The organism is Telluria sp. ZB4P36, assembly GCF_059685865.1.
In genome coordinates this window covers 158,439-180,711 of sequence record NZ_JCASIE010000008.1, presented here as the reverse complement: position 1 = coordinate 180,711, position 22,273 = coordinate 158,439, and the positions used below count along the sequence as shown (strand labels likewise).

The following is a 22,273-nucleotide window of genomic DNA, read 5'->3' as shown; positions in this document are numbered from 1 at the left end:
TTTGATGAACGCAGTCGCATTAACGATGTGAAGGAACTGGTCGGGTTAAGCCTGTTAATGCTTAACCTGCTCTATCCGAATGTCTGCAATGAATCGGTTCCGGTCCTTTGCGACAGTCCGTGATTTTTCGGCCTTGGCGACCTGTTATGCTCAGCTGGCCAGTGGTAGCTGCTGAACTGCTTCCCTGATCAGAATGCACCATGGCTGGGAAAGCCGTCGCCATCGACGCTAGGACCAGCAGTGTCATGCCAAGTAACGAACGCGCCATTCGCTTCAGCCCGCTCATACCCATCGACGGCACACAAAACATGAGGGAATTATGATTGAGAATTCACTTTTCACCGCCAACCTGGCGCTTGCGTACGTGGCCTATGCGGTCGGCACTGCCAGCCCAGGACCAAGCAATCTTTCGATCATGGCTATCGCCATGGAGCAGGGTCGACGCCCCGCGACAGTGTTCGCCCTGGGTGTGGTGTCGGGCTCTACGCTCTGGGGCTTTCTCGCAGCATTCGGCCTTTCCACGGTACTTGTACGGTACTCGCAGGCGCTGGTGGCAATAAAGGTTCTTGGCGGGCTCTATCTGCTCTGGCTGGGATTCAAGTCTGCACACTCTGCATTGAAACCAGATGTCCTCGTCAGTAAAGCTAAGCGGACGAGTTCCGCCGCGGGCTTCTACTTGCGCGGCGCGCTCATGCACCTCACTAATCCCAAAGCGATATTCGTCTGGCTGTCTATTGTTGCCCTGGCCCTGCCAGCCGATGCGCATCGCCATGATGCCCTGCTTGTTGTTGTGGGTTGCATCCCTGTCGGCATGACGATTTTCTGTACTTATGCGTTGGTCTTTTCCACCGCTGTTGCCCGGGACCTCTACATGCGCGTACGCCGCTGGCTTGACGGAGCATTGGCCATGCTGTTCGCTTACGCAGGCATCCGCCTGCTGACATCACGCGCCACGCTCTGACAGATCACTGCATGGTCTGACCGAAATGGACGGGTCCACCCTGGCCGGCGTCCGGTCTTCCGTTGTAGATCATTAAGATGAGTTGTAAGTCATGGAGACGATCATGACAAATTTTGGAATCAGGCCGGATTAAGTTTAATGATAAACATTCGAGAAGCAGCAGCAGGGGATGTGGAACCCGTGGTCCGACTGTTCAAGCAACTCGGCTATACGACCGAAGCCACGCGTCTGAAACAGCAATTGGCGGCAATCCACGAGAATGCCATGGCGCAGGCGTTTGTAGCGGAAGACGTAGACGGGATTGCTGGCGTTGCCGTCGTTCATCTCGTCGCGCCGCTGCATGTTTCTGTTTCTTGGGCGATGCTCTCCGCGCTGGTCGTCGACGACGAACGCAGGAGCTCCGGCATCGGTGCGCTGCTATTGTGCGCAGCGGAGTGCTATGCGCTCAGGCATGGGTGTTCGCAGCTAGAGTTGTCGAGCAACGTTTCGCGGTCGCGCGCCCATCTGTTCTATGAGCGCAATGGGTACCAGGAGAAACGGCGGCGCTTTGTCAAGATGCTCGCGTGAGTGAACCGATGCGGACACGCCAGCTTTCCGTTCAGCTGTAAGCGGTTCCTGAGCGGAGTTATGTATGTGATTCCACGGCCGCATCGCCACACGGGACATCGACCTGCTCGAGTTGGAGCTATACGATATCCGATTTCCTTCGTCAGGCAAAACGTGCTGACGGCAAGAAGAGGCCGTCCAGACCTGGCGCCCTCGGGCTAAGTCAGCGCTCCGGCCAGTTCAATCGCGCCGTGCAGATACAAGCGCGCTTTTCCGCCGACCTTAACGCGTGAACCTTCCATCCGGCAGCGCAGTTCACCGCCGCGCGGGCTCAACTGCCGCACCTTTAAGTTCCGCGATCCGAGCCGTTCGCTCCAATAGGGGGCGAGCGTACATTGGATGGAACCGGTGACTGGATCTTCCAGGATGCCGACCGAGGGAGCGAAAAAACGCGCTACGTAATCGGTGGGGCCATCTCCCGGAGCTGTCACAATGATGCCGCCAATTCCAATGTCCAGCCGTCGCAGCATGGCAAAGTCCGGCTCGAGATTGCGCACCTGGTCGGCATTGTCGAGCACGACAAGATAATCGCGTGACTTGCTGACTTGGCGTGCGCTCACTCCCAAACCGAGAAATAGCTCATCCGGCGCGTCGCACGGTTGCGCCGGCCATGCGGGGAAGTCCATCTCATACCAATCCCCGTCGCGCTCGACGGTAAGAACTCCGCTGCGGGTATGAAATCGAACTGGCCAATCTTGATTCCCTCGGAGCGCGAGCACGTGGGCGGTCGCGAGTGTGGCATGACCGCAGAGGTCATCCTCAACTTCAGGAGTAAACCAGCGCAGATCGAAATCGGCCGCTCCTTTCGCGACCACAAACGCTGTCTGCGAATGCCTGTTTTCAGCAGCGATCTTCTGCATGATAGCGGGTGACGGAAATTCGCTGACAACGCATACCCCAGCGGGATTTCCCGAAAAGAGGTGGCCGGTGAATGAATCAACGTGATAGTAGGGTGTGGACATGAACAAGGGAGCTGGTTGAGGGTGAGCGATTCGCCGCAGCGCAAGTATTTCGTCCGCCAATATGAGCAGGTTCGACCACAGCGGATTGTGGGCAAACGTTTTTTCCATACCTACGGCGTAAGCTGGTGTTCTAGAGACGCTGGGGCACGTCGCCGGCCGGATCCAGTCCTGCCCGCCTCGTCATTGACAACGGCGATGACCTCAACTGGTACCTTCGACTCGTCAAAGAACAGGGCCGCGTCATCGTTGCCATCGATGAGATTCCTGTTTCTGTTCTTGGGTTCGCGCTCGTGCGCCGCGATCTGGTGGCTTTGGCGGACGCCAGGTCATCGGGAACGACGTCGAACGCCTCGCCGAGTGTGCCCTGGATGCCTTCCGGTTCCGGCATCCGACGCTCGCTCTTCTGGCCGAAGATCTGCCGTTGGAACCACGCCACCTGACGGCGTAGACTGATGATTTCGCGCGCCTTCGCGTCTCCGGCGCGGTCAATCCCACTGCCGAACTGGCGATTGGAGAGGCGGGATGCGCGTCGGAATGCATGTAAATATTATAAAGTTTTCGGAGGGTGAACAGGCTCATCTCGGACGCCGGCAAGAGGTTTTTTGTAGGGCTTGCGTACCTGTTTCGGCTCGACATTGGCCCAGTTGCTCACCAGCCGGCCTTGCTCCAGGCGTTTGGCCCAAACGCATAGGCTGCTGCGGTCGAAGTACAGGACGCGAATCTGGGTCTCCCGGCGGTTGATGAACGCGAACAGGTTTCCATAGAGCGGATCCTGATGCATGACGTGCTTCGCCAGCGCATACAGGCCGTCGAACGACAAGCGCATGTAGACCGGTTCCCCGTACAGGAACACGCGTACCTGGCCTTCAGGGAAGAACATCAGCGCCTCGGGCGAATAAGCATTGATGCGGCGGCGACCGTTTCGATAGCGCCGAGATCGATGAATGCGGCAGGCGCTGCAGGCTGTGCCGCATGGCTGTCGGCAACGGACAGCTTCGAACGCCAGATACGAAAGCTTGCTGTCGATACTGCTTCATCATGGCCGTGTCCGGTTCCGTGTTGTTGAACCCAGATAATGCCGAGGCATTCGCAAGCAACGGTGGTTCCGTGAATGCGATTCAGATATTTTTGGGCAGCATCCAGGACCGCGCACGCTTGCAAGGGGCCTTCAGCGGCTGTCTCAACTGCTTGCGCGACGGCCCGGGCATGTGTCCAATCGTACAGATACCTGAGCAATTCCCCATTTAAAATATTACAACTTCGATAACAGTTTGATGCGGTATCGGCACTGGAGTGCCTGAAAACCGTGCTGCGGAAGCGTGACGCTCCCGCATGTTAAGCTGTACAACCTTGACAAAGGCAGGCCCATGAACGCGTTAGTAAAGACCGGCATCGCCGGACTCGACGAGGTACTGCACGGCGGGATTCCCCGCAATAACAACCTGATCGTGGAAGGGCCGCCCGGCTCCGGCAAGACCACGTTCGGCCTGGGCTTCATCTACCACGGCGCCCTGGAGTGTGACGAGCCGGGCGCCATCGTGTCCTTTGAACTGGACCCCGCCAAGCTGCTGCGCGACGCCGCCGGCTTTAGATGGGACCTGCAGGGCATGATCGACAAGGGCAAGATCAAGATCATCCAGACCAGCCCCGCCGTCCTGCTGAGCGAGTTCCGCAGCGAGGACGGCGCCTTCGCCGCCGCGCTGGTCGAGATGGGCGCCAAGCGCCTGCTGATCGACGGCCTGACCCCGCTGCGCCTGTATGCGGAAGTCAACGACATTCCCTTCCGCGAAGACGTGCACCTGCTGATCGAAGGCCTGACCCGGCTGGGCGTGACCACCATGGTCACGGCCGAGCGCGACGAAACGATGACCGGCGTGCTGGCGCACGAGCGCTTCGTCTTCGACACCATCATCTCGCTCACGCGCGAGGAATCGCGGCGCCGCGCCACCCGCCGCCTGACCGTGACCAAGTCGCGCGGCCAGGACTATATCGGCGGCAGCCACACCATGCGCATCGAACCGGAGGTGGGCGTGCACGTGTACCGCCGCGCCCAGTCGCGCCCGGTCGCTTCGGCCGACCAGCCTACCTCTGAAGAGCGCCTGTCGACCGGTTCCGCTTCCATCGACAAGATGATGGACGGCGGCATCTATAAAGGATCGGTGACGCTGGTGAGCGGCATTTCCGGCACCGGCAAGACGGTATTGAGCGTCCAGTTCCTGACCAATGCCATCGCCTCCGGCCGCAAGGGGCTGCTGGTGAGCCTGGACGAGCACCCGCGCCAGCTGGTCCGCAATGCCAAGTCGCTCGGCTTCGACCTGCAGGCCCTGGTCGATGCCGGCAAGCTGTACATCCATTACGAGTCGCCGCTGGAACTCGAACTCGACGTGCACTTCGACCGCATCGTCAAGCTGGTCGAAGAGCAGCAGATCGACTGCGTCGTGTTCGATTCGATTGCCGTCTATGAAATGACCAGCCGCGAAGAGGTTGCCGACTACCTGTACGCGCTCGCGAGCTTCTTCAAGAACCGCCTGGCCACGACCCTGTTCAACTACGAGAGCCCGGAACTGCTGGGTGTGTCGCAGATCAGCGAGGAACTCAAGGGATCGCACCTGGTCGATAACATCATCCTGCTCAACTACGTCGAGATTTCCACCGTGTTGCGCCGGGCGCTGGCGGTGCCGAAGGTCAGGGGCAGCCGCAACCAGCAGGTCACGCGCGAATACACCATCGGCGTGGGCGGGCTGCTGCTGCTGGACGAAAGCGCCAGCGATACCCCGGCCGTGCCGCAGCTGCCGTTTTCGTCCTATTACGGCCTGCTGTCGCGCTCTCCGTCGCGCCAGAGCCCGGCAGTCGAGGAAGCCCTGGCCAACGGCCAGCCGCTGCCCGACTCGACCCGTCTTCCGGCTGAACCCAAGCAGTGACCAAGATCGAACTGCCGGACAAGCCACCAGTCGACTGGGACGACTGGCACAAGCCGCTACGGCAGTTCACGGAGGCGACCGGCCTCGTCACGTCGGCCTACGACACCGCGGGCGTGCGCCGCATCGGTCCCATCGCGGGCTCGCGCCTGGCCAAGCTGCTGGCGGAGCGCTCGCGCCTGTGGGCCGAGGACGGGCCGGGCACCGAGCTCGAGCGCAGTCTGGTGCAGCACGCCTGTTCGCAGGGCAGCTCGGCGTCGGCGCAGTTCGAAGGCTTTCGCGTCTGTTCCCAGCCCCTGCTGCTGCGTGGCCAGGTCTACGGGGTGCTGGTGTTCGGCTGGCGCTTTGCCGACTTCAGCTCGCCGCTGGCCTGCGAGCGCATCGCCAAGCAGATCGGCCTGGCGGGCCACCTTCTGTGGAGCGAGGCGCGGCTCGACGCGCCGGTGTCGGAACAGCGCATGAGCACCTATGCGGCCCTGCTCGGCACGCTGTCGAGCACGCTCGACCGCCAGCGCGAAACCATCGATGATTTGACCCGCGTCAACCGGACGCGCGAGCTGTTCCTGGCCACGGTCTCGCACGAAATGCGTACGCCGCTGTCGGCCTTGTCGATGCGCATCGAACTGATGCTGCGCACGATTCCCGACCTGCCCCCGGCAGCGGCGAGCGGGCTCGAAGCGATGCGCGTGCATGTGCGCCAGGAAGCCGGCATGGTCGACGACCTGATCGACGCGGCGCGCACCCTGACCGGGCACATGTCGATCACGCGTGCCCCGGTGGTTCTGGGCCAGATCCTGCGCGACGCCATCTCCACGGTGGAAACGCATGCGCATGCCAAGCGGATCCGGATGCAGGTCACCCCCAGCGATCATGGCGACCACATCCGTTTCGAGGCCGACGGGCAACGCCTGCAGCAGGTGGTCTGGAACCTGCTGTTCAATGCCGTGAAATTCACCCCGGCCGACGGCATCATCCGCATCCGGATCGCGCGCCTGGACGGCATGGTGGAGATCGACATCACCGACTCCGGCCAGGGTATCGAAGCGGACGACCTGCCCCATGTATTCAGCGCCTTCCGGCTGCAGCAGCACGACAACGCCACCGGCCTGGGGCTGGGGCTGTACATCGCGCGCCGCATCGTCGAACTGCACGGCGGCACGCTCGGCGCCAGCAGCGCCGGCCGCGGCCAGGGAGCCACCTTCGCGATCCGGCTCCCTGTCGCAGGCCGTTCAACTTAGGACAAAGGCAAGGACTCGATCCGATACCACAGCTCCCAGTCCTTCAGGCGCTCCGGGTCCGGCGTTTCGTCGTCCGGCCGGTACTGCCCGACCCAGGTCTCCGGCGGGCCATCGAAGGCACGGCTGAACAGCACCAGCGGGTGGCCGTGGAACAGGGAATGGTCGGAAGGCAGGATTGCCAGGCGCAAGCGGTCGCTTTCCGCGACATAGCCCTCGAACACGCAGGCATCGAGCGCGATTTCCTTGTGCTTCGGCTTGAGGTAGCCCTTGTGCGGCAGGCTCACCTCATGCTGGCGGCAGCGGCTGTCGTTGAAGCCGACCGCGACCTTGAAGCGGTACTCCTCACGTGCAAACAGATGCGCATGCTTGTCCGTGATCCGCACTTTCTCGAGCACGATGCGGATGCGCGACACCGCCGCCAGTCCGCGGGCGCGCGTCAGCCGGAATTCGAAGGTGCTGCCGCCGATCAGCAGGCCATCCCTGCGCTGGAACACCGCCAGCCGGTTCAGGTCGGTATACGACGAACGCCGCGACGGGAAGGCCGTGAGCGCGCCGTGCAGCACTTCGCCCGGCCCGAGCGGGATGCCGCGCAGCTCGGCCAGCTTGGTCGGGTCGAGTTCGTACAGGCGGGTGGTGTCGAGCCGGGCCAGCAGCTCCTGCAGGTGGCGGCCGCCTTCGCCGCCGCGCGCGCCCCAGTCCCCGAGATATTCTCCTGGACGCAGCGGATAGACGCTGGCGTTGCGCAGCGCGGTCTCGGGGTTGGCGAAGCGGTGCCTGCCCAGCAGCAGTCCGAGGTTGGCGCCATCGAAGCGGGTGGCGTCGACCAGGATGTCGATCAGCGCCTCCGTTGCCGAGGCGTTGTGGAAATCGATGCCCATGATTTTCTGGCCCGAGGACGGTCCGGCGTTCACCACATTCAGGTTCTTCAGGCAGACCCGTTTTTCATTCGGCACCAGCAGGCCGGGGTCGAGCTGGGTGGTGGTGATCGGGTCTTCGGTACAGGTCGAGACGGCCAGCACGCAGCTGTGGGTGGCCGCGCCCGCCGGCACGGTCCAGTCCCAGCTCACGATCACCGGGCGGTTCGGCTCGAGCAGGGCGATGCTGCGCGCCGGGCCGATCGGCCGCCACACGGTGCCGGACGGGTCGCTGCCCGGGAAGGCGCTCCAGAAGTCGCCGGGCAGCGCCGGCAGGCCGGCCGAAGCGTCGGCGAAGAAGGCGCGCACCCGGACATTGGTGGCGTTCTGCCAGCCGCGGTTGTGCACCTGCAGGTAGAAACGGTTGCTGGTGCCGCGCACGGCGTCCTGGTGCAGCACTTCGTTATCGAACTCGACGCCGTCGAACACCGCGTCCGGCGTGTACGGCGTGGACGACTGCACCTTGATGTCGGGGCTCATCCACCAGTATTCGTCGCTGGTGATGTCGAGCGGATCCGGCTCGCCCGAGGGCGAGGGGAAGCGTTCGCCGGTATCGAGCTCGCTGTCGCGCAGGTACAGGTCGACCACCGGCTCGACCACCGTCGAGATCGACACCTTGTACATGCCGCGCCCCATCGTCGCCGCATACAGCGCCCGGTCCTCGGGATCGATGTGCAGGTCGACCACCGGGACATTGGGCAGGCCGGCGTCGAAGGCGTGCCAGCTGGTGCCGCCGGTCGTGGTGCGGAAGGCGCCGACGTCGGTGCCGGCATACACGATCAGCGGGTTGGACGGATCGAGTTCGATGGCGTTCACGCCGACGTTCGGCAGGTTGCCGCTGATGTCGGTCCAGCTGTTGCCGCCGTTGGTGCTGCGGTACACGGCCTGGGCGCCGGGACCGGCCGCCGGCCCGCCGACGGACACGAACACGCGCTCGCGGTCGGCGCGGTCCACGATCACGTCGGTAACCGGACGTCCGGGCAGCGGCGCCACGGTCTTGTTGGCCCAGGTCGTCGTGGCGCCGCCGTCGTCGGTGCGGAACACTTGTCCGCCGGCCGTCGCGTACACCCGGTTGGCGTCGGTCGGGGCCACGGCGATCGAACTGATCTGGTCACCGAAATTCTGGCTGACCGGCACCCAGGGCGTGGCGGCGCCGTCCGTGGTCTTGTGGACGATGGTCGTGCCGATGTACAGCGTGTTCGGCGTGGCCGGGTCCATCGTCAGCACGCCCACCCAGCTGCTGGTGCCGGTCAGGCCGGCGGTGATGCTGGTCCATGTGACGCCGCCATTGAAGGTCTTGCGCAGGCCGGTGTTCTGCGTTTCCGCATACATGATGTGCGGATCGGTCGGATGGATCACGAGGTAGCCGCCGTCGCCGCCCAGGATGCCGCGCCAGGTCAGGCCCCCGGTGCTGACGTTGGTGCCGTTGTCCTGGGTGCCGCCGCCGATCACAGTGGAAAAGCGCTGCCATGCGTTGACGTCGTAGAACTGGGTCACGATCAGGCCGTCGCTGGTCTTTTCCCAGGCCGCTCCCTTGGTGGTCGACCGGTACACGCCGCCGTCGCTGCAGTGGTACACGACGTTCGGGTCGGACGGCGCGAATACCGCGCGGTGGTAGTCGGCGTGCAGCAGGCTGCCCGAGAACCCGGTCCAGCTGGCGCCGGCGTTGGTGGTGCGCTCGGCGCCGACACCGCCCGCGAAGATGATGTTGTCGTCATCCGGGGCCACCGCCAGCATATTGGTCCATTCGTGGTAGGCCGCGCCGCCATGCGAACCGGCCAGCGTGGTCCAGGTAGTGCCGCCGTTGGTGGAACGGTAGATGATACCGTCGCGCTTGGCGAGGACGTGGTTCGAGCCGGATGCGCCGCTGCGGCCGATCGCCAGTCGCAGCCAGCTGGCGTCGGCGCCGGTCGGGCCGGCGGCCAGCCCGGTCCAGGTGGTGCCGCCGTTGATCGTCTTGTAGATGCGGTCGGAGCGCACCGCGATGTACAGGATGCTGGCATTGTTCGGGTCGATCACGGCATCGGAAATCTCGCCCGTGCGCAGCGTCGACCAGGTGACGCCGCCGTCGAGCGAGCGTTCGAAGCCGGAATCGCCGGCAATGTACACGACCTGGGCATTGGTCGGCGACACCAGTACCTGGGCAACGCGGCGCGCCGTCACGCCGGTGCGCAAGGTCCAGGTGGCGCCGGCGTCGTTCGACACGTACAGGCCGGCGCCGGGATAGCCCGGCCCCCAGCCGGGCGTCCATTCGCCGGTGCCGACGTAGACGACGTTGGGATTGGAGGGCGCGATCGCAATCGCGACCGCGGCCATGGTGAGGGTGGTGTCCCACAGTGGCCGCCAGGTTTCGCAGCTGTCCACGCTCTTCCAGACGCCGCCGCTGGCCGCGCCGGCATACACGATCCTGGGGTCGGTCGGATGTACGGCCAGCGCCTTCACGCGGCCGTTGACGTTGCGCGGGCCGATGCTGAACCAGGGCCTGCCGGCCGCCGATGGTCCGCTGCCATAGGCGGCCAGGTGGGGAATCTGGCCGCGGAACTGCTCGATCAGGCGCGCCTTGTAGGCAAATCCGTCGAGCCACAGCTGGCCAAGGGCACGCAGGTCGGTGCTGCGGACATGGTGGAACCAGTCGCGCCGGTATTCCAGTTCGCGCTTGCGACGGCCAAAGTCGACCCTCTCCCTGTTGTCTTGCATGTAGGTATCCATGTTTGCCTGCCCTTATGCTGGTTGGTGTCTGGAAGGCAGCGGACCCGCGTTTGCGAAAAACATTTGTTGCCGGGTCATATCGCAGGCGCAGGGAAGCATGCCACCAGCCAGAGTAGTGTGGGGCTGGGGTCAGGGTACTGATGCAATCCTCTTGCATCGAGGCCCTTGGCTTCGCTCAAGGGTTTGATCTTGCGCAAGCCAAGAATGACAAATTGTTATAGTTGTAACAATATGTATATCGGCTAAAGGGCGCCATGCTGGTTTTCCGGAGCGATTGTCACGGCACAATCGGCTCATTTTTGCTTCGTATAACGTGCCGGCATCGGCAAGCAAAACCGTGGTTTCTCCGCCTTGTCTAGTCAGCTTCCACCCTCCAGCATCGGGCGGAATTCGGTTGACTTCCCAATTGAACAAACTTATCTTAATTTCATCGATGAGTGGCCTAACTCGCTGCTTCTTTGATAATTTTCAATTCGTGCGGTGACGTGGAGAGGCACTGTTGCTCCTCCCGGGAAGCGTTTGCGCGACGTTCAATAACACCCTGTTGCCGCCTTTGATGAACCTACTGACCGGGCCGCCGCCTTCTGGCGGAACCTGGCACTGACGCTCGCCGCGTCGTGCCCTTCGCCGGTCCAATGGAGGACGCATGAATGTGTTAATGGTAGGTGCAGGCAATGCGGGATGCGCGCTCGGCGCCATCCTCGCACAGGACGGGCACCGGGTCGCCTTGCTGAAAACCTCGCACTCGCTGCACGACCAGAACTTCGATACCGTGCGCGAGACCCGCACGATCAAGCTCATCAGCAATCCCAAAGGCGGCGAGACCAGCACGGCGTCGATTGCCCTGGCCACCCGTGACGTCGGCGAAGCATTCGCCGAGACGCCGGACGCCATCATCATCACCACCCAGACCCAGTGCCATGCCGAGATCGCCGAGCTGATCGGTCCCTACCTGAAGGCCCACCAGCTGGTGCTGCTGGCGCCCGGCTACATGGGCTCCTGCTATTTCCTGCCCTACCAGCAGAAGGAAGGCTTCCTGCTGGCGGAAGGCGAAAGCCTCCCCTACGACGCCCGCATCCTCGAGCCGGGCGTGATCAATGTCCTGTTCCGCAACACGCGCAACGCGCTGGCCTTCCTGCCGCGCGAGCGCGCCGACGAAGGGCTGGAGCGTGCCGCGCGCCTGTTCCCGACCTATGTCGCGACGCGCAGCAATGTGGTCGAGTCCGCGATGCACAATCCGAACCTGATCGTGCACACCATCGGCACCCTGCTGTCGGCCAGCCGCATCGAACATTCGGAAGGCGAATTCTGGATGTACCGCGAAGCCTTTACCCCGTCGGTGCTGAACCTGCTGTACAAGCTCGACGCGGAGAAGAATGCCGTCATCGCGGCCACCGGCGGCAAGCCATCGCCTTATTTTGACGAATGCAAATTCCGTAACGAAGAAGACCTGTCGCAGCCCTCGATCTCCGTGTTCCGCCGCTACGCCCGCGAAGGCGGGCCGAAGGGGCCGGCCACGCTGCAAACGCGCTTCATCACCGAAGACGTGCCGATGGGCCTGGCGCTGCTGTCCTCGATCGGCCGCCTGATGGGCGTGCCGACCCCGACGGCCGACGCGCTGATCGTGATCGCCAGCGGCCTGCTCGACCGCGACTTCGCGGCCGAGGCGCGCACGCTGGACAGGCTGGGGCTGGGCGACAAGTCGCCGGCGGAGTTCAACCGCGTACTGAACGGGTGACGCAGTGACCATCCACGACCTGCTGGCCAAACCCTATTACGCCTGGCGCCGTTACATCCCGAGCCGCGTTCTCTACCACCCCGACTTCTTCAGCGTGCTCGACATGCTGGCGCAGGACAAGGCCAGCGTCGCCGAACAGGCCCAGGCGCGCCTGCGCAAGATCCTCGTCCATGCCCTGCAACACGTGCCCTACTACCAGCGCAGCGTCAAACTGAGTGTCGACGAAGCGCGGAACGAACCCGTGCACGAGGTGCTGGCCGCCTTCCCTTACCTGGCCAAGGAAGAAGTCATGTCGCAGCAGCGCGACTTCCTCGACCGCCGGCTCGATCCCGAAAAGCTGATGTACGCGACCAGTGGCGGCTCGTCCGGGCAGGGCATCGGCCTGTGGCGCACCAAGCGCCTGGCCGATATCGAGAAAGCCTTTTTCACGCACGAATGGGGCAAGCTCGGCTTTTCCTTCGACAAGTCGCGCATCCTGCGCATCGGCGCCGACGCACGCCGCCTGGCGCACGAAGAACCGGCGCGCGTGGTGGGCAACCGCCTGATGCTGTCGCCCTATCACATCCACGGGCAGCACAAGGCGGCCATCGTCGACGCGATCAGGCGCTTCCGCCCCGAGTATGTGCACGGTTACCCGAGTTCGGTGACGGCGCTGGCCGAGCTGGTCGAGTCGCGCGAGCTCGACGTGCAGGTCAAGGCGGTGCTGCTGGCCTCCGAACCGGCAACACCGGCGCAGCTTGCGGCGATCCGCCGGCTGTTCGGTTCGCCCATATCCTTGAATTACGGCCTGTCGGAACGCACCAACCTGGCCTTCCTCAAGGTCGATGATCGCGGCACCTCGGATTACCAGTTCCAGCCGCTCTACGGCTGGAACGAAAACCGCATGGACGGCGACCGACCCGAGATCGTCGGCACCTCCCTGTGGAACGATGTGATGCCGCTGATCCGCTACCGGACCAATGATTACGGGCTGATCGATGCGGATGGCCGCTGCCAGGGCATCGACGGCCGCGGCCATGAATTCCTGGTCGACCGCAGCGGCAAGCGCATTCCGGGACTGTCGATCGTCATCGATGAAGTCACCTGGGACTTCGTGCGCCTGTACCAGGTGCGGCAGAAGAAGGCGGGCGAGATCACGCTGGCGGTGGTGCCGCGCCATGGCAGCCTGAACGACGAACAGCGCGCCTTCGTGCTGGACGCCCAGCAGCGCCGCTGGGGCGGTTTCTTCGACATCTCGCTGCAGGAAGAGAAGGACATCCCGCTGGCGCCGAACGGCAAGCGCAAGCTGGTGGTGAATTCGCTGAACGTCTGACTCCGGCGGCTTATGCCGGCGGACGCACCAGCGCCGCACTGCGCAGAATCGGGTCCTCGTTGCCGATACAGAGGACCGGAGCATTACGCTCGAGCGCGTAGTGCCGCGCCAGCGCGAGCACCGTCACGAAGGGCACGGCCCCGCAGCTTCCACTGCCGGGGCCGATGCGGATGATGTCGTCGCCGGCATCGACCTGCGCTAGCGCGGGCGCGCTCATGCCCATCAGCTCGAGCACACGGTTGGCGCGGTGCGCGGTGTCGGCCACGACCATCGCGATCTGCGACAGCTCGACGGCGCAGGCCTTGCCGATCTGCGTCGCCATCTCCAGCAGCAGTGTCGAATCGGCGCGGCGGGCGTCATCGGCGGAGCTGTCGCGGCGCTGCTCGTCGATGGGGCCCAGCAAGGCGAACTCTGCGCCGCATGCCTGCGCCTGCCGCAGGTCGGTCAACAGCAGGCCCGCAGCACCCTCCCCGGGAATCTGGCCCCGCGCTTGTGATGATGAGGTGAACAGCTGGGAGCTTGCTGCGAGGCGGTCGACGCTTTCCTGTCCGATCTGGGAGGCGCAGGCGATGACCATCGTGACCAGGGGCGTGTCCTGTGACGGTGTTGGCAGCAGTCCAGCGAGTATGGCGGTGGGCGAGATTGCAGGGTCTTGCTCCAGGGGTTCTGGCATGGCGATCCGGGCTTCCGGCCAGCCGAACTGGCAGACAGTGTGCTTGAGCCACATCGTTGCCGCACGCCGGATGTCGGCTGCCCAGTCATCGGGTAGCATCAGCCTGAGCTGAAGTGTCGGCGGCTTTCCTTCGGTGGGCATCAAGTCGCCGGCAGCGAGGCTGGCCAGTTCGCCTGTCACGCCGGTTGCCAGCGTTAGTGCACGCCATTGTTCTTCGCTAAAGGTGGTTTGTATCCCCTGGCTGGTCAGCCATTCCGCTATCTCGTCCTGCAGCGCTTCATCCAGCGCATCCTCACTGCGCGCGGCCATGACGGGAAACCCATTGTCATCGACCAGTTCCTTGTCGAGGTCGGCACGGGCCTCGTTATCGGCGATGGCGCCGGCGAGCTCTTCTGCCGACGCGCCGTGCGGGGAACGCAGTGCGGTTCCGACGATGGCCAGCACAGGTGTGGTCGTTACCGCATCAATCCTTGATGAGGAGGAAGCGGGTCTCGAGGTACTGACGGGAATGGACGCGGCACGGGCCGTGATCGCTTTCTGCCCGCCCCAGAAGGCGAACAGAACACCCATGGGCATAAAGAGCAGCCCCAGTGCCAGGTCGCCCGTCCCAGGGTTATGGTCGGTGACATGCCAGTAGCCTACTGCGAGCGTCCAGCAGACGAAAAAGGTAATCACGACGATCGCGCCGATCTTGAGCCATTCGGCAGTCAGGCGCGCTGGTGCTGTTGTAGTGGTTGTCATGGTCGCTTAGAGGTTGTCGATGCTTGCCTGTTGTCCTGCAATGAGGGTGGCGCCGCATGCCGTTTTGTCTCCATGCCGCGCTGCCGGCTTGCCGTCGATGATGAGTGTCGAATCGCCGCTGACGATGGGGTTGGATCCGTGTTTAGGGCAAATGGTCTTGTCGCCTACTCGGGCAATTCCTTTGCCGCCGGTGTCGCTGTGGGGAGAGGCTTCAATGACTGAACCTCCGTGAGACGTCTTGTCGCCGAGCGTGATGAATGGACCAGCCATGGTGTACCTCGCAGTGATCGCTACATTTTTACCGCATACTAGAATCGATATGCCTTACTGGACTTCATCCCATTGCCAAATTGTTTGGCCATACGTTGAGTCCAAAGATGGCATTACTTGACCTTCAATGAAGCGTTTGCGTGAGTCTGGAAGTGCAGGAGTGAAATAGAAGCCCGTTTGTGGACATGTTTTACCTGCTGCGACCCTGAGCGATTCGTTGGTTTGGGCAGGAACCGCTTCCGATATTTGATGCTCGTCGCAGCGTTCTATCAAATACCAAGTGCATTCCACCTCTTTATAGATGTTCTGCTCGTCATATTTTTCTCCTGTTCGTGGATCGAGGAGATCTTCCGTTCCGATACAGACGCTAGTTAAGGGCGCGCTCTTGCGATGAGTACTCAAAAACTGTGGGCACGTGTGCTCCACGTCTGAAGCATATACTCCATTGACAATCGTTTTTTCGCCAGAACGAACAAATACGCTGCTGTTGATCCGATAGCTATGAAATAATAATGATGCCGAATATCGTGCTAACTCTTCCTGAAGCCGTGGTGAGTCAAGCGATTGCCATTCAGCTTCATCTGTCAGCAAAATGTTATGCGCTATTTCCACAGCAGAATAAATGTTATCTTCATAGGTTTTCCTGTCATTCTCACTCATCCAATCAGCAAGGTAATCCAGTTGACCTTTGAAGTCGTTCCTTACACTATTTGCATATCCAAGTGCGCTCATTTCACCATGCGTTAGCATAATATATGCTCCGTTGAGCTTTTCTAGTGTATGGCGAAAGTTAGGCAGCACACGGTGACCCCACGCAATATCCGGCTGATCAGGATGGGGCTTGGACCGGTAGTGCAGTGGTAGCCTAGTCATATATTCTTCTAGGCAGCATTCCGCATGTATGATCATTTCTTCCCATTTATCTCGCATAATTGCGAAGTAGAGGGTAGACGAGAACAGTTCTAGCAGTCTTACCTGTTGATCTTGAAATTTGATCAGCATATTATTTCCATTCTTATACAAAATTGTTTTTTAAAACAGGAACACCAATCATATTGTTCTGCGTGCCAAGTTCATCATATTTCCATTTTGTAAGCTGGCGCTCCCCAATGTAGGCCTTATCCAGATGGGAAGGATCGATTACAAGCTGTGTCGCTCCGCCATTCGCGATATAGTCAGTCGTGTCAAGTCTTTGAGACGCAGTAATTCCTTCCCAAACATTCAGCCCCGGCCCATCAGGTACAGTGTATGTTACATATTCTCCATTAGCGTTCCAGTGCGCCCAGACACCAAATTTCTCTCTCCATTCTGACTTGGATTTTAGTTGCTTGAATTCTTCTTCGCGCATCCAGCAGATACTGTTATCCTTTGATGTGGGGTCAACGATTCGATATAGTTTGGTTCCAGGCGGGATAGTCGCCGCTTTCATCGAATGAAAGGTTTTGAATGACTCTGTACTCGGCCATCCCTTCTTGGCAGTCGGCGGCGCACCCAAAGGTCGATAAGGTTTAATTCCCGTGTCGTTCACCCAATCAGGTTTGCCATGTTTTTTGAAGGCTTCTATTTCATCCGTTGGAGAAGATAGTTTTTTGAACGCGTGCGGATTAACATTGTTGAGGTACGCACGATGCGCCATGTCAGCATCGACTTCCAATTTCCTTGCCGTGCAAAGCAAATATTCTTTGATGGGTTTAAGCGCATTCGCAAGATGGCGATCTGCCCCACGTCTTACCGAATCTACACTGTCAATCAACTCCTGAGCTTTCTTCGCAATCCCCGCGCTACCCCATCTTTGCACGAGGCCCAGCATGCTTTGCGCTGCATCCACAGCTTCGTTCAGCGCAGATTTGAGGGCCGTGACATTGAGCTTTCCTGCGATCCGCTCGATCTCCTTTGCCAAGGTGCGATACGGGTTGTCCCACTTGAGCGCGACGAGTACCTTTGCCACTTCTGGCCGTGCGAGAAATTTGTTCAGTTGCGATATCGATGTGCCGACATAGATGTCCAGGCGAGGTGCCACGCCACTTGCCGACGCTCCCTTCCTCAATGCCGCAAACATCACTTTCAGACATCCTTTTACGAGCGAGCCGATCGCTGGAAACAGTCCAATAAGGGTAAGGACGAGAGATATCCAGGGCCAGGAACTGTTCGGCTCATCGTTGATCTTCCTGCAGTTCGCGACCAGGTCCCGTATGTCGCAGATCTGATCTACGAACGGAATCATCGAAATGATCGTTCCCGTAGCGACTTGCGCGGTGCTCGCGTTCTCGTTGAAGTCGCCCTGAAGCACCTCCCAGATCCACTGAGCCGCGGCCTCGAGGTTTTTTCTACCGCTTTCGAGCCATCCGCTTGGAGCGGACGCAAACCAGGCGAGCGCATTTTCGAAGTCGTCGTTCATTTATCGCTAGTCCTTGATTGACTACGAACGGTTGAAGAACTCTTCTGCTTTTCCGACCATCTCTGTCAGCGTTTGCCAGGGCTTGTCTTTCAAGGACTGACGTTCTTCGTACTCCACGCTGACCGGTTTGGGCGGCACATTCTCGTGCCGTGCGTTGCCGTCCTGATCAAGCTTCCCGCTGATGACCACGCCGTCTTCGAACTTGATTTTGTAACCGACATCGGCCATTGGATTGCCGCTGGCATCACGGTAGTTCAGCGCGATGAAATTGGTGATGCTGGTGACGGAGTCAGGAAGATGTGGCAGTTCAGCCGGCTTGCTCTCACCCTTGTCGAAGATGTGCTGCCCACCCTTCACCGAGAACGTCCCCGGACACGCAAACGTGATATCCCCCCCTTCCAGCGTGATCGACGACTCCCCCGCCTGCAGCACGATCTTTTCCTTCGCCTTGATCTCGATGCAGTCATTCACCGAGATCACGGTGATCTCCTTGTCCGCCAAGATCTCCAGCCCATCCATATGCGCCTGCAGCGACACCGGCCCATTCGCCGCAATCGCCTGAATACCGCCCGAATGGGTAAACAAGCTGGTCGCCCCGCCCGACACCGACGAAAACGTATGCCCCGCCGTCATATGCATGTCCGACTGCGTCGTCCAGTGCAAATGCTTCCCCGCGTACAGCACCGTCGACGCCGGCGTCGCCCAGTTGATGCTGGCCGCCGAATCCATCAGCACGATCGGCGAAGCGAACTTCTCCACGGGCTGCGACGAATCCAGCTCGCGTGACCCCGGCTTGGCCTTGAACGCCGCCTGCCCGTTCACCGGCCCCTCGTACTTTCCCTTGGCCTGAGGATCGATCTGCTCGATGAACTCCGCCTGTGCCTTCAGGGCATCCTTGCTGAACAGCGCCTGCTGCGCTGCCGCCGCATCCCCCAGCGTGGTCGACAGCTCCTGCGCACTCTTGAACTGCGCCACCGCCTCCGCCACATCCATCTGCGTCGACGACACGCTGCTCCCCAGCGCAGGCCGGGCACGCGTCGACAGCAGTACACCTTCGCCGCCGCGAATCACCGCCCAGGCATCGGTACGCAATTCAAAGCCGCTGCCGCGGTAAGCGCCCCGCTGCGCCGTACCCGGCTCCTGGTGGATCAGGTACCCGAGATTGAGCTGCGTCGCCCCGACACTGGTCGCCAGCCGCATGCGCAGCTGTCCGGTCGTGTCGTCGATCTGCCACTGGTTGTAGCCGCTTCCATCTATATTCCGGGTATGGATCCCGGACAGGACTCCCGCATGGTTGACGCCCGAGTCCACGCCGGCCGAAAATGGCGGCAGGTCCGCCCCGTTGTACAGCTGCGCCACGATTACCGGCCGATCGATATCGCTTTCGATGAAATCGACCAGCACTTCCGTCCCGATACGCGGCGTGAACACCGTCCCCCAGTTGGGACCTGCAAGCGCCTCGGCCACCCGCACCCAGGTCCCAGAGGTCTCGTTTCCCGGCGCGCAGCCTTTCTCGTCCGTGCTATGCGCCATGCCTCCCGCATTCGGACGCGCGCCCCGCTGCCACGCGAACTGCACGCGCACCTGGTGATCGCGGTTGGTGGTCGACACGGCATCCGCTGGCCCGACAACCAGGGCGCACTGAGGACCCGGCGCCGTGACCTGGTGCGGCGACGCGCCCAAGCGCGGCACGAGTGGCACCACTTCGCGCACGCAGCCGAATACATTGCGATAGGTCCCATTCTCGACACCCGACGAGGAAGCGCCCGCAATCCCGGTCTCGAAGTTGTTACGCGCCTCGTGCCGCACCCACAGCAGCTTGAAGGCATTGGCACCCTCGGGATACCGGTCGTGCTGGGTCAGCTGGAAGGCATGGCCGGCCGCCAGCCTGCGCACCGCCCCGGTCCCCTCGAATACCTTGTTCTCCAGCTCGAGCGCCTGCAGCATCAACTCGCTGTGCGCATCCGCCGCACCACGCTCGGCAACGATGCGTTCCCCGCTGCCGTCGTACAGCGGCAGCAGGGACAGCTCGCCCGCATCCAGCACGGACTCGTGCTCGTAACCCGGTGCCAGCAACTGCGCAGGATCCCAGCTGCTGATCGTCACCGCATTGGCCTGCACGCGCCGGCGTGCCCGGAAGCCGTCGATCGCATCGTCATGCTCCGTAGCGCGCACGCCGTGAAAGCGGATCACGTCTCCGCCCGGCATGGAAGGCGCCAGCGCCCTGCTGTCGAACACGACCAGCCTGTGCTTCGCCTGTCCATGCGCGCCGCCTTCCGCATCCTCCCCCTGCTCATGTTCGAAGCGCCAGTTCAAGCCCTCCGACGCCAGCAGCCGGGTGAAGAAGGCCAGGTCGCTCTCGCGGTACTGGGTGCAGACCGCGCGCGGTAGCAGCTCCTGCGTGATGTCGAAATCAAGACGGATCTGTGGATAATCCGCGAGTAATTCACAGACGATCTCGCGAACGTTCTTGTCCTGGAAGAGGTAGCTGTCGCGGCGCAGCGCCAGCATGGCCAGGGCAGGTTCCAGCCGCAGCCGGTAGCGCGCCACCCCGCCGTCCGCTCCCAGCCACGACGCTGCCGTGCACAGGCCGTGCCACATACGCCGCGAACCATCCGGCTGCAGCAGCCCGACGGTGAGTTCTTCGCCAATGAACAGCGCCAGGTCGAGATCCGTCGAGGTGCTGAGCGCATCGACGTCGAAGGCGAACAGTTCGTTGACGGCTTCACGGCCGCTGAAGCTTTCCGCCACCAGCGATTCGGGCAGGGAGCTAGCCTGGGCGCTGGCAAGGGTAATGAGGCGCGCGTGCTGGCTCAGCCCCGTGCCGAAGATGCTCGGGGGCCCCTTCATGCGGCGACGGCCAGCAGCTCCAGCCGCAATTCCTTCATGCCGGCCGGGACGTAGATCGAGATCGATTGCGCCTTGAGCATGCGCTCGTACATCGGCCCTTTGGCTTCAAGGACGAAATAGCAGGTCTCGGGACGCACCGGCACCGCCGCCGGCAGTTGCGGCGCGTACTGCAGCCGCACACCCGGCAGCGCCGACAGCACGAACTTCTCGACGTCGTCCGGCGCGCCGACCTTGAAGCGCAGCGGCACCACGTCCACCAGTTCCACCGCCGGGATGGCCGCCGATACCGCGATGTAGAAGGTGGTCCGCTCGTCGATCTTGCCCGAGTCGAGCGCGCCGATGTGGTAGGAGGGCCGCACTTCGCTGAGCGCGATCGCGAAGTACTTCGAGGAGATCACCGTATCGAGCAGCTCGCGGATGATGGCGTGCAGTTTGGTGAACGACGGTCCCGGGTCATTGTGCTGGTAGGGCGGCAGGTCGCCCAGGGTCCAGCTCTTGGAGAAGGTCATCAGGCCCCCCGCCACGTCGAGCAGCTGCTCGTACAGGCGCTCCGGGTGCAGCGCCGGATGGTTGAAATGGTGGGTCAGCGTCGCATAGGCGGAACTGGCCGTGTGCAGGAGCCAGAACGAGGACATGTCGCCCGAGCGGAACTCCACCACGTTGCGGCTCGGCTCGCGCTGGTGCCCGTACAGCGCGGCGGTCTTGGCCTGCAGCGCATCGAGCAGGCGGCGCAACTGCTGGAACAGCAGTGGTGCCGCGCCCACCGACAGCGTCGGCGGCACGAAGCTCTCGTCCATCTCGAAGCCGCCGGTGGAGGCGCGCCGCAGCCGCAGCAGCGGGAAGTGGATGTAAGAGTCGCGCGGCTCCGCTTCCGACACCAGCCGCACCAGCTTTTTCAGGTAGGCCAGCTGCACCGGCGCGGCCTTGGTGTACAGGTCGGGTGTGTCCTGGTTCGCCTGCACGAAGCGCGCCGTGTTGTTCGTCTGCCCGGGCGGCGTGAAGTTGCCGCTGAAGGGCTTCATGCCGGGCAGGGCGACGTAATAGGTGATGGTCTGCGTGGATGGCGGCAGCAGGCTCAGGTCCACCGCCTCGGGCAGCGCGTCGATCTCGGGTGCGTCGACCAGTTCCCCATCCTGGAAGCGCACCGAGAGCGCCAGCAGCCGCAGCACGCTGTTGGCCAGTGCCTCGCGGTCGACCTGCAAGGCCTCGACACCCCAGGCATAGGGATGCACGGCCTTGATGCTCTTGTAGAGGCATTGCTCGTGGTAGTGGTCTTGCCGCTGGAAGTGTTGTGGACGCAATAACAGGCCCTCACCCCATAAGACTTTGCTGGTCATCTTTGCCTTCCCTCAAGATTTGGTGGAACGACGCACCGGAAACCATAACAACTGGAAAGGGTTACCCATGTGAAGTTGATCAAACGTTGGCACTGCGCGGCATGGCAACATCGAATTTCGTTTTTCAGGGGAAGCCCATGAAGGGATACACGCCAGGCTTGTTCGACCGCCTGCTGGGTGTGCAGGAACGCGGCAGGCCCGCAGCGCAGCGCATGACGATCGAGGAGCTGAAGGACACGGTGGCGCGCGACCTCGAGGCCCTGCTCAACACGCGCGCCAGCATCCCGGAAGGCGCGCTCAAGGCCTACCCCGAGTGCAGCCGCTCGATGGTCACCTATGGCCTGAGCGATTTCGCCGAGCTGTGCCTCTCGAGCCCCACCGACCGCGCGGCCATCTGCGCCAGCATCGAGAAGACCATCGGCTGCCACGAGCCGCGCCTGCGCAATGTGCGCGCCAGCCTGGATGTGCAGGGTGATTCGGTGAACCGCCTGAATTTTTCGATCACAGCCGTGCTGGTGGCGAGCGTGTCACAGGAAGCGGTCAACTTCGACGCCGTCCTGACCCCGTCGACCCTGCAGTACAGCATCAGCAAGGCCGGCAAGGCAGCACGTGCCGCGCCGCTGGTGCAGGCAGGTGGAGCCTAAAC

The 22,273-nt window shown here is 62.1% G+C and carries 18 protein-coding genes; 7 read left to right on the top strand and 11 right to left on the bottom strand.

Annotated elements, in window-relative coordinates:
• Positions 1-319 precede the first annotated feature (319 nt).
• Positions 320-961, top strand: coding sequence for a LysE family translocator (locus tag AC56LK_RS13315; RefSeq protein ID WP_497184981.1), 642 nt, complete (start codon positions 320-322; stop codon positions 959-961).
• Positions 962-1,141: 180 nt separating this feature from the next.
• Positions 1,142-1,528, top strand: a complete 387-nt coding sequence (locus tag AC56LK_RS13310; RefSeq protein ID WP_497184980.1) for a GNAT family N-acetyltransferase — start codon at positions 1,142-1,144, stop codon at positions 1,526-1,528.
• 197 nt (positions 1,529-1,725) lie between these two features.
• Here the strand turns inward: AC56LK_RS13310 and AC56LK_RS13305 are convergent, their stop codons facing one another.
• The 4 genes from AC56LK_RS13305 to AC56LK_RS13290 form a co-directional block, all read right to left on the bottom strand.
• A complete protein-coding gene (locus AC56LK_RS13305) occupies positions 1,726-2,637 on the bottom strand; it encodes a PhzF family phenazine biosynthesis protein (RefSeq protein WP_497184979.1) in 912 nt (303 codons plus the stop codon).
• A gap of 22 nt (positions 2,638-2,659) precedes the next feature.
• Positions 2,660-2,965 (bottom strand): hypothetical protein, encoded by a 306-nt coding sequence (locus AC56LK_RS13300; protein ID WP_497184978.1) that lies wholly within the window; start codon positions 2,963-2,965, stop codon positions 2,660-2,662.
• A gap of 111 nt (positions 2,966-3,076) precedes the next feature.
• On the bottom strand, positions 3,077-3,409 hold the full coding sequence (tnpB, locus tag AC56LK_RS13295; protein WP_497184977.1) for an IS66 family insertion sequence element accessory protein TnpB: 333 nt from the start codon (positions 3,407-3,409) through the stop codon (positions 3,077-3,079).
• Entirely contained in the window at positions 3,409-3,690 is a 282-nt protein-coding gene (locus tag AC56LK_RS13290) for a hypothetical protein (RefSeq protein ID WP_497184976.1), read from the bottom strand. The genes tnpB and AC56LK_RS13290 overlap by 1 nt, the downstream gene beginning before the upstream one ends.
• Before the next feature lie 206 nt (positions 3,691-3,896).
• Between AC56LK_RS13290 and AC56LK_RS13285 the strand changes: the two genes are divergently transcribed.
• Positions 3,897-5,450 (top strand): ATPase domain-containing protein, encoded by a 1,554-nt coding sequence (locus AC56LK_RS13285; RefSeq protein WP_497184975.1) that lies wholly within the window; start codon positions 3,897-3,899, stop codon positions 5,448-5,450.
• A complete protein-coding gene (locus AC56LK_RS13280) occupies positions 5,447-6,685 on the top strand; it encodes a sensor histidine kinase (RefSeq protein ID WP_497184974.1) in 1,239 nt (412 codons plus the stop codon). The genes AC56LK_RS13285 and AC56LK_RS13280 overlap by 4 nt, the downstream gene beginning before the upstream one ends.
• Here the strand turns inward: AC56LK_RS13280 and AC56LK_RS13275 are convergent.
• A complete protein-coding gene (locus AC56LK_RS13275) occupies positions 6,682-10,296 on the bottom strand; it encodes a hypothetical protein (RefSeq protein WP_497184973.1) in 3,615 nt (1,204 codons plus the stop codon). The two genes, AC56LK_RS13280 and AC56LK_RS13275, sit on opposite strands and share 4 nt — an antisense overlap.
• A 658-nt stretch (positions 10,297-10,954) precedes the next feature.
• Here AC56LK_RS13275 and AC56LK_RS13270 point away from each other — a divergent pair.
• The gene (locus tag AC56LK_RS13270; RefSeq protein WP_497184972.1) at positions 10,955-12,046 is read left to right on the top strand and encodes an NAD/NADP octopine/nopaline dehydrogenase family protein; all 1,092 of its coding nucleotides are present in this window, start codon (positions 10,955-10,957) and stop codon (positions 12,044-12,046) included.
• Positions 12,047-12,050: 4 nt separating this feature from the next.
• Positions 12,051-13,358: a hypothetical protein gene (locus AC56LK_RS13265; protein WP_497184971.1), complete on the top strand. Its 1,308-nt coding sequence runs from the start codon at positions 12,051-12,053 to the stop codon at positions 13,356-13,358.
• A gap of 10 nt (positions 13,359-13,368) precedes the next feature.
• On the opposite strand, the gene AC56LK_RS13260 is transcribed toward AC56LK_RS13265, so the two are convergent.
• From AC56LK_RS13260 to tssK, 6 genes are read right to left on the bottom strand one after another with little or no spacing between them, the layout of a single operon-like run.
• The gene (locus AC56LK_RS13260; protein WP_497184970.1) at positions 13,369-14,772 is read right to left on the bottom strand and encodes a hypothetical protein; all 1,404 of its coding nucleotides are present in this window, start codon (positions 14,770-14,772) and stop codon (positions 13,369-13,371) included.
• A 6-nt stretch (positions 14,773-14,778) separates the two neighbouring features.
• The gene (locus AC56LK_RS13255; protein ID WP_497184969.1) at positions 14,779-15,042 is read right to left on the bottom strand and encodes a PAAR domain-containing protein; all 264 of its coding nucleotides are present in this window, start codon (positions 15,040-15,042) and stop codon (positions 14,779-14,781) included.
• A 54-nt stretch (positions 15,043-15,096) separates the two neighbouring features.
• Positions 15,097-16,044 (bottom strand): hypothetical protein, encoded by a 948-nt coding sequence (locus AC56LK_RS13250; RefSeq protein WP_497184968.1) that lies wholly within the window; start codon positions 16,042-16,044, stop codon positions 15,097-15,099.
• Positions 16,045-16,057: 13 nt separating this feature from the next.
• Positions 16,058-17,440: a hypothetical protein gene (locus AC56LK_RS13245; RefSeq protein WP_497184967.1), complete on the bottom strand. Its 1,383-nt coding sequence runs from the start codon at positions 17,438-17,440 to the stop codon at positions 16,058-16,060.
• A gap of 21 nt (positions 17,441-17,461) precedes the next feature.
• The gene (locus AC56LK_RS13240; RefSeq protein ID WP_497184966.1) at positions 17,462-20,290 is read right to left on the bottom strand and encodes a type VI secretion system Vgr family protein; all 2,829 of its coding nucleotides are present in this window, start codon (positions 20,288-20,290) and stop codon (positions 17,462-17,464) included.
• Positions 20,287-21,627 (bottom strand): type VI secretion system baseplate subunit TssK, encoded by a 1,341-nt coding sequence (gene tssK, locus AC56LK_RS13235; RefSeq protein ID WP_497184965.1) that lies wholly within the window; start codon positions 21,625-21,627, stop codon positions 20,287-20,289. Before tssK ends, AC56LK_RS13240 begins: the two co-directional genes overlap by 4 nt.
• A 137-nt stretch (positions 21,628-21,764) precedes the next feature.
• On the opposite strand from tssK, the gene tssE reads away from it, so the two are divergent.
• Positions 21,765-22,271, top strand: a complete 507-nt coding sequence (tssE, locus tag AC56LK_RS13230) for a type VI secretion system baseplate subunit TssE (protein WP_497184964.1) — start codon at positions 21,765-21,767, stop codon at positions 22,269-22,271.
• Positions 22,272-22,273 lie beyond the last annotated feature (2 nt).